Raw genomic sequence first — 14722 nt, forward strand, 5'->3', positions numbered from 1 at the left:
CTTAAAGGGATACTAAATTTACATTTATGAAAAAAGTAACCGTTTATTTTTTACTTGCTGTATTTGCTTTAGCAACCAGTTGTGGATCTAGCGACAGAGGAGAGTTAACAGGTGTTAGGTCTAAAAAGAAATTTTTCCCGGAAAAACCATTAGGAATGACATTGATTCCAGGTGGTGCTTTTACCATGGGTAAAACCGATGAGGACATTGCTGGTGCATTAAATACACCATCTAGAACAGTAACCGTTAGACCATTTTATATGGACGAAACCGAAATTACAAACGCAGAGTATAGAGAGTTTGTAGTTTGGGTAAGAGATTCTATCGTAAGAACGCAATTAGCAATTCTTGCAGAAGAGCAAGGTTTTGGTGCTGCTAGTGCCGATTTAGATGCCGGCCCATCTACGGGTAATGGAGATGGAATTCAAAAATATAAATTTGCCGAACCAGATACCACAGCCAATGTATATTACAAATATATGATGGATAACTATGGTAGTTTGGGCGATTTGAATTCTCCTACAGAAGGTAAGGCCCTAAACTGGGAACCAGAATTGGTTTGGAACGTAGCTGAATATCCTGATGCAAGTTATGCAGAAGCGATGGACAGTTTATACTTACCAATAACCGAGGTTTTTGATGGTAGAAGAATTATCAACACTAAAAAATTATCTTATTTATATTATACTTTTGATAGAGAAGGTGCTGCTAGAAATAGCAGTAACAGAAAAGATTTTATCAAGAAAAATACAGTAGAAATATATCCTGATACAACGGTATGGGTAAGAGATTTCAATTACTCTTACAATGACCCGATGCACCAAGATTATTTTTGGCATCAGGCATACAATGACTACCCTGTTGTTGGTGTTACATGGCAACAAGCCAAAGCTTTTTGCGATTTTAGAACACAAAAGAAAAACAGATATTTATCTAATAAAAAAGGTGGTGGTAAAGTTCCTAACTTTAGATTACCTACTGAGACCGAATGGGAGTTCGCTGCTCGTGGAGGTTTGGAATACGCAAAATATCCTTGGGGTGGTCCTTACACGGTAACAGACAGAGGTTGTTTTATGGCAAACTTTAAACCACAAAGGGGCGATTATGCTGCAGATGGTGCACTTTACACTATGGAAGCTAAATCTTTTACACCTAATGATTATGGATTGTACAACATGGCAGGTAATGTTTCTGAATGGACAGATACCGCTTACGACCCTGCATCTTATTACTTAGGTTCTACAATGAACCCGAATGTTAACGATAGCGGTAACAAAAGAAAAGTAATTAGAGGTGGATCATGGAAAGATGTAGCTTATTTCTTAGAAGTAAGTACGAGAGACTATGAATATGGAGATTCGGCAAGAAGCTACATAGGCTTTAGAACCGTACAAGATTATATGGGTGTTAAATAATAGAAAAACAGTTAACAACTATTTAATAACAATTAAAAATATCCTATAATAATTATCAATAAACAACGTTAAAATAAACCAACTAAAAATTATTAATTAAAATTAACCCGAAAAAAGAAAAATTATGGCACAATCACTTAAAAAGAAAAAATTTATGAACATGGCCTACGGCCTAGGAGCTTCTGTTGTATTAATTGGAGCATTATTCAAAATCTTACACTTTAGCATCGGACCACTTACCGGTGGTGTAATGTTAACTATTGGTCTGGTAACGGAAGCACTTATTTTCTTCCTATCCGCTTTTGAACCAGTAGATGAAGATTTAGACTGGTCTTTAGTATATCCTGAATTAGCAGGTGGCGAAGGTTCAGATCGTATTGCTGGTAAAGGAGATGCTGAAAGCATGTTATCTGATAAGTTAGATACAATGTTAGCTGAAGCAAATCTAGATGCTGAAAAAATGAATAGATTATCTACAAGCATCCAAAACTTTGCAGGTGCTGCCGAAAACATTGCACCCGCTGCAAACTCAGTTGCCGCAACTAGTAAATACAGCGAGCAATTAACATTGGCTGCTTCTAACATGGAATCTTTAAACAGCTTGTATAAAGTACAATATGAAAGTGCTGCAAAACAATCTGAATTAAGTGAAGCTGTTGCTGAAAACACAGTTAAACTGAAAGATCAAATGGAATCTTTAGCTACAAACTTATCATCATTAAATGGTGTATATGGAGGTATGCTATCTGCTATGTCAAACAGAAACTAATTAGTAGATTAAAAAGTAATTTAACCCAACTATTAACTAAAACTAATTAGAAAAAATGGCAGGAGGCAAACTATCACCAAGGCAGAAAATGATTAACTTAATGTATTTGGTATTCATCGCGATGTTAGCAATGAATATGTCAAAACAAGTTTTATCCGCCTTTGGTTTCATGAACGAAAAACTGACAGCATCCAACGTGTCAGCGGAACAACAAAATGCAGCAACTTATGCTAATTTGGCTACGAAAGCAGCCGATCAGCCCGAGAAGTATGCAGAACACAATACCAATGCTCAAAAAGTGCAAGCTTTATCGTTAGACTTTAACGCTCATCTTGAAAAGATGAAAGAAGAGTTGACCAAAGGTGTTGAAGACCCAACAGCTTATGAGTCTATGGATAGCGAAGATGCAGGTAACACCTTCTTCTTTAAAGGAGAAAAACCGAGCGAGCAAGGTCAAGCATTTTTAGATAAAATGAACCAATACCGTACCGAGGTAACCGCTCTTTTAGGAGATAAATACGAAAGTATTGCAGCTAAAGTAAATACACGTTTTGACACCTCTGAGCAAAAAACAGAAGATGGTACGCAACCATGGTTAAATAACCGTTACGAAGGTTTTCCTTTAATTACGACAATTACCAACTTATCTCAAATTCAAGCAGATATAAAAACTACTGAAAACGAGATGTTAATGGCAATGGTTCAAGGTCAATTAGAGAGTGATGTTTCTATGAGAAACTATACTACGATTTTAGTACCTGAAAATCCTGCAACTTTGCAAGGTGCGAACTTTAAAGGTAAAATTGTATTGGGTAAATACGATGCTACTTTAAAACCGACCAAAGTAATTGTAAATGGTAAAGAAATTACAAATATTGAAGGTGGTGGTGCTGTTTTAGACTTCCCTTCAGGTAATGTTGGTGAAAACGAAATTAAAGGAGAGTTTGTATTTAAAGAAGGTGACTCTTTAGTTAGGTTACCAATTAATACTAAATATGCCGTAGTTGCTAAGCCTAACAGTGCCGTAATTTCAGCTGATAAAATGAACGTAGTGTATAGAGGTGTACAAAACCCTATTACTATTTCAATGCCAGGTGTACCTGACAATTCAATTTCAGCGAATGCACCGGGCTTGCGTAAAGCCTCAGGTTTAGGTAAGTATATGATGAGTCCTGGAAAAGGTAAAACGGTTAAAATTAATGTAACTGGTAAATTACCTGATGGATCTTCAGTAACTTCTGGACAAACGTTTAGAATTAAAGATATCCCTGCTCCTACAGCAGCAGTTAGAGGTAATCAGTACGGTGTAATTAAAATGCCTAAGAGTTCTTTACAAAAAATGTCAATATCGGCTATAATCCCAGATTTCGAGTTTGATTTATCAATCGGAGTATCAGGATTTAGCGTTAAAGTTCCAGGTTCGCCAACGGTTATTGTTAAAGGTAGAAAATTCAATGCCGCAGCTATTAGAGCGTTGAGCAAAGCTAGAAAAGGCGATATGGTTACAATATTTGATGTAAAAGCATCGTTAACTGGCAATAGTGGGTATTACTTAAAGAAAGTAAATCCATTAAATGTAGAATTAACAAATTAAAAAATAAATATTATGAATTGGAGAGGTTTTTTAGTAGTGTGTGTTGTAGTGTTGGCAACAAACTCAATGTACGCACAAGCTAACTTGTTAAACGCAAAGATTCCTGAGGAAATCGGGATGAAAACGGCAGAACAATTAGCAGCTGATAATGACGGACCATTACCTTACGGTTATATAGATGATAGAGATATCCTTTGGTCTAAAGTGGTGTGGGAGTATGTGGATTTGAACGAAAAAATTAATTTACCGTTCTATTATCCAATAGATACAAACAACATTAGCTCTAGTAGAAGATCTCTTTATGACACTTTATTAAGAGGTATTAAAAGTGGCGAAATTGCAGATGTTTACGACGATTCTTATTTTGAAAATAAATTAACTTTCAAAGAAATCCAAGGACGTTTGTCTAGAATTGACACTAGTGATGCTGGTTACGAATTGTTAAATCAAGGTGAAGAGATCACTGATGAGTATGTGGATAGAACAGATTTAACCTCTGGAGATATTGCCGGACTTAAAATTAAAGGAGTTTGGTATTTCGACAAAAGACAAGGTGAGTTAAAATACCGTTTATTAGGTATTGCACCAGTTGCACCAGATGTTAACTTTCTAAACCAAGGTGGTGGTATGGATGAACTGATCCCTTTATTTTGGGTATGGTATCCTGGTGCCAGGGAAGTAACCCATGCAATGAAAGTATTTAACAATAAAAACTCTGCGTTCCCGTTATCTTACGATCATTTATTAAATGCACGTCGCTTTGTGGCAAGTATTTATAGAGAAGAGAACATATATGGTAATAGAGATGTTGCCGAATATATAAAAGGAAATGCGTTGTTCCAAGTTCTAGAAGCTGATAAACTTAAAGAGGATATCAGAAATAAAGAACTAGACATGTGGAACTACTAACAAGTTCACTGTAGTATATCTGAAAAACTTCTGCTCTTCATTGAGTAGGAGTTTTTTTTTGTTAAAACAGTGACATCTCTTTTAATTTTAAAAAGTGTCTAATTCAAGTTGAAAGTAAAGTCCTCCCCTTAATTTCAAGGGGAGGTGCCGATAGGCGGAGGGGTTAATTTTCCAAAATTACCACCCCGCCCATTATGAATCTTCAAAAAATAATATTTATGATGGGCCCCCTCCTTAAATAAGGAGGGGAATTATCACTTGACACTAATTTAAGTTCGTTTAAAATATTCAAATCTCGATTCTATATTAGCATCATATTCTCATTACCTTTACAAAATGAAAGTCGATTACATAATCGTAGGCCTCGGATTAGCAGGTTTGGCATTTGCTGAAGAACTAGAACGTAATAAAAAATCATTTACCGTTTATGAAGATGAATCTCAAAATTCTTCTCGTGTAGCAGGTGGTGTTTACAATCCCGTAATTCTAAAACGCTTTACCCCTGTTTGGGATGCTTTTAACCAATTGGAAATTGCTATCCCATTTTATAAAAGTTTAGAAAAAAAGTTAAATATTCAAATTGATCATCCACTAGATATTTATCGTATTTTCACTTCGGTAGAGGAGCAAAATAACTGGTTCAATGCTTGTGACAAACCTTTTTTTACTGATTATATGATTCCCAAAGTCATTAAAAACACTACTCAGAAAATAAACGCACCTTACGGATTGGGAAAAATAACCAACACGGGGAAAGTTGGTACTGAAGTCTTATTGGAAGCATATAAGAATTATTTAATTGAGAAAAATCAATTAATTAATGAGCGATTTGATTATTTTGAAATTAACTTTATGGATAATTCAGTATCCTATAAAAATATAACAGCAAAAAAAATTATCTTTTGCGAAGGTTATGGCGTGGTTAAAAATCCATATTTTGCAACTGTCCCGTTAAAAGAAGCTAAAGGGGAATTATTGAACATCCACTCCCCTAACCTTAAAATTGATTTTACTATAAAATCATCTGTGTTTATTATGCCTTTAGGTGATGATACCTATAAAGTGGGAGCTACTTTTAATTGGGAAGATAAAACGACAAACCCAACAAGAGAAGCCAGAGAAGAACTAGAAAATAAATTACAAAAAATTATAACAGTTCCCTATAAGGTTATTAACCAAAAGGCAGGAATTAGACCTACAGTAAAAGATAGGCGACCTATTATTGGTAAACACCCCAACCACCCTCAACTAGCTATTTTAAATGGGTTAGGCACTAGAGGGGTGATGTTAGCCCCGAAAATGGCAAAACAGCTCTATAATCATTTAGAAAACAATCAAGAGTTGCTTAAAGAAGTTGATATTTCTCGTTTTAAAAATTAAACTTTCATCTTCTAAAAGTTTCTATATTACATTAATTTAAGTTAATTGACTTATCTTTTTTGTGAAATATCTTTGTTCTAAAATACTATTGGATTTTTCAATAGCTTTTTTTAGTGCGGTTTTAGATTTCTCAATTCTATTCAAATCTTTTAATAGTTCAGATTTAATGGCATGATACAACATGCTGTCAATAAAATTTGGACTTTTTTCATATACCTTGAGCTCTTTCAACGCCTCGTTGGCTCCACGCACTTTACTGTATGATATTAACCTATTTAATAGTATTGACGGAGATCTTTGCTTTCTAATAAGAATATCATAGAATTCTAAAATACTTCCCCAGTCTATTTCATCAAAATTTCTTGCTGATGAATAACAATATGAAATGGCCGCCTGTAGATGATAAACAGATGGTTCATCGCTCTGTTCAACGGCATAACCTAAATATTGATTTCCTAGAATTATTAAATCTCTATCATATTTACTCCTGTCGTGATGCTCTAAATCTACAAGTTCATTATTCTCGTCAATTCGAGCTTCAAACCGTGAGGCATGGAAACACATCAATGCAATTAAGGCATTAACCTCTGGCCTATTACAATATTTATTTTTAGATAGCAATAATGCCAGTCTAATGGCTTCATGACAAATATCTTTTTTTATCAACACCTCACCTTCAGTAGCACTATAACCTTCTGAAAATAGTAAATAAATAATTTTTAAAACAATATTTACCCGAGATCTAAGTCCTAATTCAATTGGAATTTTTAGGCTTTTAATATTTTTGCTTAGTTTTTTCTTAGCTCTGGTAAATCCTTTAGCTATGGTTTCTTCTTTTTTTAATAAAGCCTTAGCGATTTCTTTATTGCTAAATCCTCCAATTAATTTTAAACTCAATATGATTTGATATTCTTGCGAGATTGAAGGGTGGCAACATGCAAATATCATTTTAAGTTGACTATCCTCAATCACACTATTGAGCTCAACTGTATGTGTTTTTGAATTTATATCTTTTAAAAACGTTCTAACATCTTCACTAAATATCAATTTTTTATCTTTCCGTATGTCGTCAATCAGCTTATTAGTGGCCACTCGCAACAGCCATCCTGTTGTATTTTTGGGAGTTCCTTTGTATGGCCATAATTGCATTGCTTTAATAAGTGATTCATGCACAGCATCTTCAATATTTTGTAATTGTGAAGAGCCAAACTTATGTACAAGTATGGACACCATTTTTCCATACTCATAGCGAAAAATGTGGTCTATTAGATTTGAGTTGCTACTAATATCCATTTTATAAAAATAAAAAAGTCCGAGGTATTAACACGGACTTTTACTGATTAAATTAGATGATTACATATCCATCGACATAATTTCACGGACTTCAACATGGCTACCTTCATAGTCAAAAATAGGACATCCTTTTGAAATTTCAACGGCATGATTAAGGTCATTCGCGGTTACAATTAAATAACCTCCTACAACTTCAGTACCTTCAGTAAAAGGCCCGTCGGTTACTATTTCACCCGCCTCTCTAACCACTTTACCTTCCTTGTTTAATGGTAGCCCATCCACTAATTGTCCTTTCTCTTTCAAGCCTCCCATCCATGCACCCCATTTTTGCATATGTGCCTGAATTTGTTCAGGAGATTGTTGACTCCATTCTTCATCTCCACCTCTAAATAAATACAAAAAATTGCTCATAATATTACTTTTTAAATGATTAATAATTAATTTCTATATTGATGACGTATCGGTTATTCTTTTTTGGACAATTTTTCAGTATTTTTATACAATTATTTGTTCTGCATATGGCTTTTTATGATCTATTAAAAGATGAACGCTCAGTTTTGGTTAACAAAATCAATGAACAAGTTATTGAAGATATTTCAAATAATGGGATAACCCAAATTATAAACTACGCATCTGACGAAGACACTTATATTAGAAAAACGACATACCAGGCTATTGGTAAATCATATAATGCGAATAGAAACCTCAGGTCAACCATAATAAATATTCTAAAAAAATTATTAAAATCAGATAATGAAAAAATAAGACAAACCACGGTAAATGCCGCTGGAGAAATAGGAAAATTTCATTTTGAAGAAGTACAAGAATTTTTTGATATTGGTTTATTTGACCAACATCACTCAGTAAGAAATGCCGTTATAGGTTCAATTAAAAAAATGGGGGAAATAAATCCGAAACCTGTTTTAAGCTGGGCAGCAAACTATCTTGAGCATCCCGATAAAGAAATTAGACGGGAAATATGTCATGGTATTGAATTAAGAGGAAGAAAATATCCACAGGATATTTTGCCTTTATTAGCCAAACTACAATTTGACAAAACTGCTAGGGTTAGAAATACACTTATTCATGTTTTGGGTCAAATAGCCTATAAAAAAGGTTGTTTAGCCACAGTTATTTCTCATTTGAATACATGGAAAAACAAAGAATTAATTAAAGAAGCCTTAGACGAAATTGTTGACGTACATCATCGTTATAAAAATTTTGCTGTTTTAACACAGCAAGAAGCTATTGATTATATCGATAAAAATTACATTATAAACTGATAAAAAAACCCGAAATTCAATTGAATTTCGGGCTAAACTTCCACTGATTAAATATTACATTTCCAACGCTTTCTTGGCATTGCCATCCATTAATAATTCTTCAGGATTCTCTAATGCTTCCTTAACCGCAACTAAAAATCCAACAGATTCTTTGCCATCAATAATTCTATGGTCATAAGAAAGAGCTACGTACATAATAGGTCTAATAGTAACAGCTCCGTTTATAGCTACAGGTCGTTCAACAATATTGTGCATTCCTAAAATAGCACTCTGAGGTGGATTGATAATTGGTGTGGACAACATGGAACCAAATACGCCACCATTGGTAATGGTAAATGTACCACCGGTCATCTCATCAATAGTAATTTCACCTTCCCTGGCACGGATGGCCAATCTTTTTACCTCAGCTTCAACACCTCTAAACGTTAAATTTTCTGCATTTCTGATTACAGGCACCATTAATCCCTTTGGACCAGAAACCGCTATAGATATATCTTGAAAATCATAAGAAACCTTAAAATCGCCATCTATCATTGAATTTACATCGGGATACATTTGTAATGCCCTAACCACAGCCTTGGTAAAGAAGCTCATAAACCCTAAACCAACCCCATGTTTAGCCTTGAAATCTTCTTTGTATTGGCTACGTAGATCAAAAATAGGTTTCATATCCACTTCGTTAAAAGTAGTAAGCATGGCTGTTTCGTTTTTAACCGATACTAGACGTTCTGCCACTTTACGACGTAACATTGATAGTTTTTTACGTTCTGAACCTCTTGCCCCACCAGTTGTAGGAGTGCCCATACTCGGTACGGCTTTAACAGCATCATCTTTGGTAATTCTGCCATCTTTGCCAGTTCCCTTTATTGTGTTGGCATCAATACCCTTTTCAGCCAATATCTTTTTGGCCGCTGGCGAAGCTACTCCACTAGCATAGGTTTCTTTTGCCTGATTTGGTTGAGGGGCTTTTTCGCTATCTGCCTTTTGAGTTGTTTTTTCTCGTTGCTCAACTAAATCCTTTTCTGCTTTGTCGCCAGAACCTTCATCTCCACTTAAAGCATCATCTTTTTTACCAGGTTTTTTTGCACTTGTATCAATATGGCAAACTACTGCCCCAACGGCAACGGCATCTCCTTCTTCCGCTTTTAGGGTAATTATACCGCTTTCTTCAGCAGGTAATTCTAGCGTTGCTTTGTCAGAATCAACCTCGGCAATAGCCTGATCTTTTTCAACATAATCGCCATCTTCAACCAACCAAGTGGCTATTTCTACTTCGGTAATCGATTCGCCCGGCGAAGGGACTTTCATTTCTAAAATCATAATTTTATCAAATTTCAATATCTAATCCCGATAACTTTCGGGACAAATTCCAATCAAAAATAGTGGAATTTATTAATTATTTGTATTTTTTATATAATCTTCTTTGACGGGAATATAATCTTCTTTTAATTTTCCGTTAACCATTATTTTGTCAAAGTACAACTTTGCACCTGTTGCCTGAAAAAAATCAGGTACATTTTGCAGTTGTAAATGTAAATGTGCTTCCGTTGAATTGCCCGAGTTACCACATTGTGCCATAACCTCACCTTGCTTAACCATATCACCCTCTTTTACAATAATTGAGTTTTCTTTTAAATGGGCAAATAATATATATTCCTTTTGAGATGTTTCCAATACAATTGTATTCCCGGTCAACTGTTTTGGGTTTAATTCACCCGGAACATTATCATGTACACCAGAAATAACCTTTACTACTTTAGCATCACATGGTGCTATTATTTCTTTTCCAAAAACAAAATAACTTTCATTTTTTTTGGCGTCCCCTTTATATGACGAACCACTATCAACCATCAACAAATCATATGCATATTGTTGGTTTTCATTTGCCATGTGATAATTTTGTGCAACATCTTCACCACCCCAAAAGACAAACCATTCTTCTTTAAATGGTAAAATCATTTTTGTACTATTCCGCTCTAATTTGGGCAAATCGGCCGCTTTATAAGGCTTTATCAGCAACCCATTCATTAAATTAGACTTATTTAAACCTATAAAAATATTAAGTACCATGTGCTCAAAAGTACTTTTATAAACATGAGCTCCTTGTTCTATTCGGGTAAATTCCATTTCAAGAATATTTCCTGCCGGGCTCACATTGTTTTCAAAAAAAGATAGAGCCTTTTCTTTAGGTAATGCTTTTTTCATCCCATCATCAAACATTAAAAAGATAGAATCGTATTTTTTTGAATTATAAAAATCCTTAAACTTTGAAGCCATCTCTCTATATTCAATTTTTTCAGTTTGGGCCGAAAGAACCGTTGCAAAAGTTACTATGATTATAAAGAATATTTTTTTCATTTTATTTATCAAAAACCAAATCCAGCACACGTTGTTGTCTTCTTTTAAACCTAGCACTAGAACCAGCAGCTGGTACAGCATAAAATGGTCTAGAGGCCACTTCTAATTTAACCAAAGTAAAGCGTTGTAGCATATAGCTCCATGCCCCCATATTTTGAGGTTCTTCTTGAGCCCACACATAGCGTTCTACATTTTTATATTTATCTATAACGCTCTGAATTTTTTCTAAATCTAATGGGAACAACTGTTCAACCCTTACAAATGCAATATCTTCCCTTTTTAACTCTTCACGCTCTGCCAGTAAATCATAATAGAATTTTCCAGAACAAAACACCAATTTTTTAATTTTATCACGTTTCACATTATCATCAATTATCGTTTGGAACTCTCCTTTGGCCAAATCGTTTAATGTTGAAACCGCTTTAGGATGACGCAATAAACTTTTAGGCGTAAACACGATCAAAGGTTTTCTGTAATTCCTTTTCATTTGCCTTCGTAACAAATGATAGAAGTTTGCTGGTGTTGTACAATTGGCAACAGACATATTATGAACGGCACATAATTGTAAATACCGCTCAATTCTTGCCGAAGAATGCTCAGAACCTTGACCCTCGTAACCATGTGGCAACAATACCACAATACCGTTTTGAAGTTTCCATTTATCTTCGGCAGCTGACATATATTGGTCAAAAATAATTTGAGCACCATTGCTAAAATCGCCAAATTGAGCTTCCCAAATGGTCAATGTATTTGGATAGGCCATGGCATAACCATAATCAAAACCAAGTACGCCGTATTCGGACAACAAAGAATTGTAGATGGTCATTTCGCCATTATTGTTGGGATTACTGTTTAATAAATTTATTCTTTCTTCAGTAACCTCGTCACGTAAAATGGCATGTCTGTGACTAAATGTACCTCGTTCCACATCTTGCCCTGAAATACGAACATTAAAACCCTCTTCTAAAAGCGAACCATAGGCTAATGTTTCGGCCAAGCCCCAATCTAGATTGTCGGCATCGATCATTTTAGCTCTATCGTTCAGGATTCTTTCTGCTTTTCTGACAAAGTTAGCACCCTCTGGAACGTGAGAAATCACATTGGCAATTCCTTTTAGGTCTTTTATCGAATATGTAGTATCTAAAGATTTCAGCATTTCTTGCTCATCGGCACGTACAAAATCCTGCCATGTACTTTCCATAAATGGTTTTACCACTGAAGTTTCATCTTCCTTAGATTTTTCATATTCCGTTTCAAGCATCGACTTGTAATCGTCCTTTATTTTTTCAATATAGGCATCATCAACTGTTCCCTCTTGCAATAACTTATCCGTGTAAATCTCTTTCGGATTTTTATGTTTGGCAATAGCCTTATAAAGTTTTGGTTGGGTAAAACGTGGTTCATCTCCCTCGTTATGTCCATATTTTCTATATCCCAGTAAATCTATAAAAACATCACGCTGAAATTTCATTCTAAATTCCAAAGCCATCTCGGTAGCGTGCACTACAGCTTCTGCATCATCGGCATTAACATGCAACACTGGCGATAATGTAACTTTACCGACATCGGTACAATAGGTGCTTGAACGTGCGTCTAAATAATTTGTGGTAAAACCGATTTGATTGTTAACCACGATGTGAATTGTTCCTCCAGTTTTATAACCATTTAATTTAGCCATTTGGATAACTTCGTAAACAATACCCTGACCAGCAATAGCGGCATCTCCATGTATTAAAATGGGCAATATTTTAGAAGAATCCCCATTATATTTTTTATCAATTTTTGCTCTGGTAATGCCCTCTGCCACGGCATCAACTGTTTCAAGATGAGATGGATTAGGCACCAGGTTCATCTTTATTTCTTTTCCGTTCTGATAGGTTTTGTTCAAGGTTAACCCCATGTGATATTTTACATCACCATCAATGGTGTCGTCTTCAAAATCTTTACCTTCAAATTCGCTAAACAGTTCTCTAACGGGTTTTCTAAAAATATTGGTCAAGGTATTTAAACGCCCTCTATGAGCCATCCCTAAAACACATTCTTCCAATTGATGTTTGTTTACTGCCTGATAAAGCATATTACTGATAGCGGGTATAAGAGCCTCACCACCTTCAAGTGAAAAACGTTTTTGACCTACGTATTTAGTCTGTAAAAATTGTTCAAAAGTAACGGCTTGGTTGAGTTTTGAAAGAATATACTTTTTCTTCTCAACATCATATTGTGGATGGTTATCATTTTCGTTCAACTTATTTTGCCACCATTTAATTTCTTCGGGTTTACGGATATACATATATTCTATCCCGATAGAATCACAATAAATAGCTTCTAGATGCTTAATAATTTCCCGTAAGGTTTTGCTACCGATACTCAAAATCTCACCCGCATCAAAAACGGTATCTAGATCATTTTCTGACAATCCGAAATTTTCAATATCAAGCGTTGGTTCATACTTTCTACGCTCTCTAACAGGATTTGTTTTGGTAAATAAGTGGCCTCTGGAACGATATCCATTTATTAATTCTATAACCTGAAATTCTTTGAATACATGCTCTGGAACTTTAATATCAGATGCACTTGCATCTCCATTTAAGCTATAATCTGCATTGGCAAGGTCGTACCCTTGAAAAAAACTTCTCCAACTGGGTTCAACAGCATCGGGATTTGACAAATATTTGTGATACAAATCTTCAATAAAACCTGTGTGAGCTGCATTTAAAAAAGAAAACCTATCCATTAATCTAAAATTCTATTATATGAATAACAAAAATACAATATTTATGTATATAAAATAATATATCCCCTCTAGTTAGACCATCAAAAAATTAATGCGAAAATTTTCTTATTATATGTTGTAAGAAATGGAAAAACTTTTATATTTGCAGACTGAATTTTTAGAGAAATCTAATATTCTCCTTAGCTGCCTGCAGACAGGGCTCAGAACTGAGCTTTATCATTCCGGTAGTGTCATATAAGGAATTTAGTTGTCAAATAGGCAATTATTTATTATAAACAAAATATTCCTCCTTAGCTCAGTTGGTTAGAGCATCTGACTGTTAATCAGAGGGTCCTTGGTTCGAGCCCAAGAGGGGGAGCTTAACAGAGAAAGGCTTTAAGAGTAGTTGTACTTTTAAGGTCTTTTTTCATTTGCACGCAATTTGCACGCAGAAATTATTTTAATAGATTTTGAATTCATTTACTGCAAGATAATACTTCTCAGAGACTTAATCAATTCTTTTCTTAGATTTCTCAAAAGAAGAAATAACTTTAGTCAAACCTTTTGTATAAAAATCTTACTCGTGAAAAAATAAAGTATGGATATAAGGTAATGCAACAAAATAAGGATAATGTTGCCTATTGTTTTTAGGGTAAATGCAACCTAATTTTATGATGTAAATTTTACTTTTTTCGCGTTCTTTTTTGTAAATTAAAGGATGAAAAAAGATAGGCGATATAACAACCAATTGGATCATAAAATGAAGCAATTTGAGAATTTGGTCTTTATGCCTTTTTTGATAATTAAGGAACTTTCTTTTTTAATTAGAAAAGTTTTTAATAGCCTCTTGAAAAAACTTCGTAAAATTCCATAAGGACATTAAAGTTATACCATTTCTGATTTAAAAATACTCAAAAAATGTTTTAGTGTATAATTGATAACTGGTGATAGATTTTATAAGTTCAGGAGTTAGTTGGTTTACCATCTCAGTAATTTTATCTTGTAGCG

At 34.5% G+C, this 14722-nt stretch carries 11 protein-coding genes and 1 tRNA gene; 7 read left to right on the plus strand and 5 right to left on the minus strand.

Annotated features, from left to right (window positions below):
* Positions 1 to 26: 26 nt before the first annotated feature.
* The 5 genes from porK (at position 27) to UMM65_RS08880 (ending at position 6067) form a co-directional block, all read left to right on the plus strand.
* The gene (porK, locus tag UMM65_RS08860; RefSeq protein WP_321976146.1) at positions 27 to 1415 is read left to right on the plus strand and encodes a T9SS ring complex lipoprotein PorK/GldK; all 1389 of its coding nucleotides are present in this window, start codon (positions 27 to 29) and stop codon (positions 1413 to 1415) included.
* A gap of 124 nt (positions 1416 to 1539) precedes the next feature.
* Entirely contained in the window at positions 1540 to 2184 is a 645-nt protein-coding gene (gene porL / locus UMM65_RS08865; protein ID WP_321976147.1) for a type IX secretion system motor protein PorL/GldL, read from the plus strand.
* Positions 2185 to 2239: 55 nt separating this feature from the next.
* Positions 2240 to 3778: a type IX secretion system motor protein PorM/GldM gene (gene porM, locus UMM65_RS08870; protein ID WP_321976148.1), complete on the plus strand. Its 1539-nt coding sequence runs from the start codon at positions 2240 to 2242 to the stop codon at positions 3776 to 3778.
* Positions 3779 to 3790: 12 nt separating this feature from the next.
* Complete coding sequence (gene porN / locus UMM65_RS08875; RefSeq protein ID WP_321976149.1) at positions 3791 to 4687, plus strand: type IX secretion system ring subunit PorN/GldN; 897 nt, start codon at positions 3791 to 3793, stop codon at positions 4685 to 4687.
* A 336-nt stretch (positions 4688 to 5023) separates the two neighbouring features.
* The gene (locus UMM65_RS08880; RefSeq protein WP_321976150.1) at positions 5024 to 6067 is read left to right on the plus strand and encodes an NAD(P)/FAD-dependent oxidoreductase; all 1044 of its coding nucleotides are present in this window, start codon (positions 5024 to 5026) and stop codon (positions 6065 to 6067) included.
* A gap of 36 nt (positions 6068 to 6103) precedes the next feature.
* On the opposite strand, the gene UMM65_RS08885 is transcribed toward UMM65_RS08880, so the two are convergent.
* Both UMM65_RS08885 and UMM65_RS08890 read right to left on the minus strand, forming a co-directional pair.
* Complete coding sequence (locus UMM65_RS08885; RefSeq protein WP_321976151.1) at positions 6104 to 7360, minus strand: RNA polymerase sigma factor; 1257 nt, start codon at positions 7358 to 7360, stop codon at positions 6104 to 6106.
* A 60-nt stretch (positions 7361 to 7420) separates the two neighbouring features.
* On the minus strand, positions 7421 to 7771 hold the full coding sequence (locus UMM65_RS08890) for a YciI family protein (RefSeq protein WP_321976152.1): 351 nt from the start codon (positions 7769 to 7771) through the stop codon (positions 7421 to 7423).
* Positions 7772 to 7812: 41 nt separating this feature from the next.
* On the opposite strand from UMM65_RS08890, the gene UMM65_RS08895 reads away from it, so the two are divergent.
* Complete coding sequence (locus tag UMM65_RS08895) at positions 7813 to 8643, plus strand: HEAT repeat domain-containing protein (RefSeq protein ID WP_321976153.1); 831 nt, start codon at positions 7813 to 7815, stop codon at positions 8641 to 8643.
* A gap of 54 nt (positions 8644 to 8697) precedes the next feature.
* Here the strand turns inward: UMM65_RS08895 and odhB are convergent, their stop codons facing one another.
* The 3 genes from odhB to UMM65_RS08910 form a co-directional block, all read right to left on the minus strand.
* Positions 8698 to 9963, minus strand: coding sequence for a 2-oxoglutarate dehydrogenase complex dihydrolipoyllysine-residue succinyltransferase (gene odhB, locus UMM65_RS08900; protein ID WP_321976154.1), 1266 nt, complete (start codon positions 9961 to 9963; stop codon positions 8698 to 8700).
* A gap of 72 nt (positions 9964 to 10035) precedes the next feature.
* Complete coding sequence (locus tag UMM65_RS08905) at positions 10036 to 11001, minus strand: peptidoglycan DD-metalloendopeptidase family protein (RefSeq protein WP_321976155.1); 966 nt, start codon at positions 10999 to 11001, stop codon at positions 10036 to 10038.
* Position 11002: 1 nt separating this feature from the next.
* Entirely contained in the window at positions 11003 to 13735 is a 2733-nt protein-coding gene (locus tag UMM65_RS08910) for a 2-oxoglutarate dehydrogenase E1 component (RefSeq protein WP_321976156.1), read from the minus strand.
* Between the two features lie 284 nt (positions 13736 to 14019).
* On the opposite strand from UMM65_RS08910, the gene UMM65_RS08915 reads away from it, so the two are divergent.
* Positions 14020 to 14093, plus strand: a tRNA-Asn gene (locus tag UMM65_RS08915).
* Positions 14094 to 14722 lie beyond the last annotated feature (629 nt).

It is taken from the genome of Aureibaculum koreense (assembly GCF_034296135.1).
GTDB lineage: Bacteria > Bacteroidota > Bacteroidia > Flavobacteriales > Flavobacteriaceae > Aureibaculum.

Excerpts from the sequence above, each read along its gene's own strand:
- porK (WP_321976146.1), top strand. The coding sequence starts at position 27 with ATGAAAAAAGTAACCGTTTATTTTTTACTTGCTGTATTTGCTTTAGCA.
- odhB (WP_321976154.1), bottom strand. The coding sequence starts at position 9,963 with ATGATTTTAGAAATGAAAGTCCCTTCGCCGGGCGAATCGATTACCGAA.
- porL (WP_321976147.1), top strand. The coding sequence starts at position 1,540 with ATGGCACAATCACTTAAAAAGAAAAAATTTATGAACATGGCCTACGGC.
- UMM65_RS08910 (WP_321976156.1), bottom strand. The coding sequence starts at position 13,735 with ATGGATAGGTTTTCTTTTTTAAATGCAGCTCACACAGGTTTTATTGAA.
- UMM65_RS08895 (WP_321976153.1), top strand. The coding sequence starts at position 7,813 with ATGACGTATCGGTTATTCTTTTTTGGACAATTTTTCAGTATTTTTATA.
- UMM65_RS08885 (WP_321976151.1), bottom strand. The coding sequence starts at position 7,360 with ATGGATATTAGTAGCAACTCAAATCTAATAGACCACATTTTTCGCTAT.
- UMM65_RS08880 (WP_321976150.1), top strand. The coding sequence starts at position 5,024 with ATGAAAGTCGATTACATAATCGTAGGCCTCGGATTAGCAGGTTTGGCA.
- UMM65_RS08905 (WP_321976155.1), bottom strand. The coding sequence starts at position 11,001 with ATGAAAAAAATATTCTTTATAATCATAGTAACTTTTGCAACGGTTCTT.
- porN (WP_321976149.1), top strand. The coding sequence starts at position 3,791 with ATGAATTGGAGAGGTTTTTTAGTAGTGTGTGTTGTAGTGTTGGCAACA.
- UMM65_RS08890 (WP_321976152.1), bottom strand. The coding sequence starts at position 7,771 with ATGAGCAATTTTTTGTATTTATTTAGAGGTGGAGATGAAGAATGGAGT.
- porM (WP_321976148.1), top strand. The coding sequence starts at position 2,240 with ATGGCAGGAGGCAAACTATCACCAAGGCAGAAAATGATTAACTTAATG.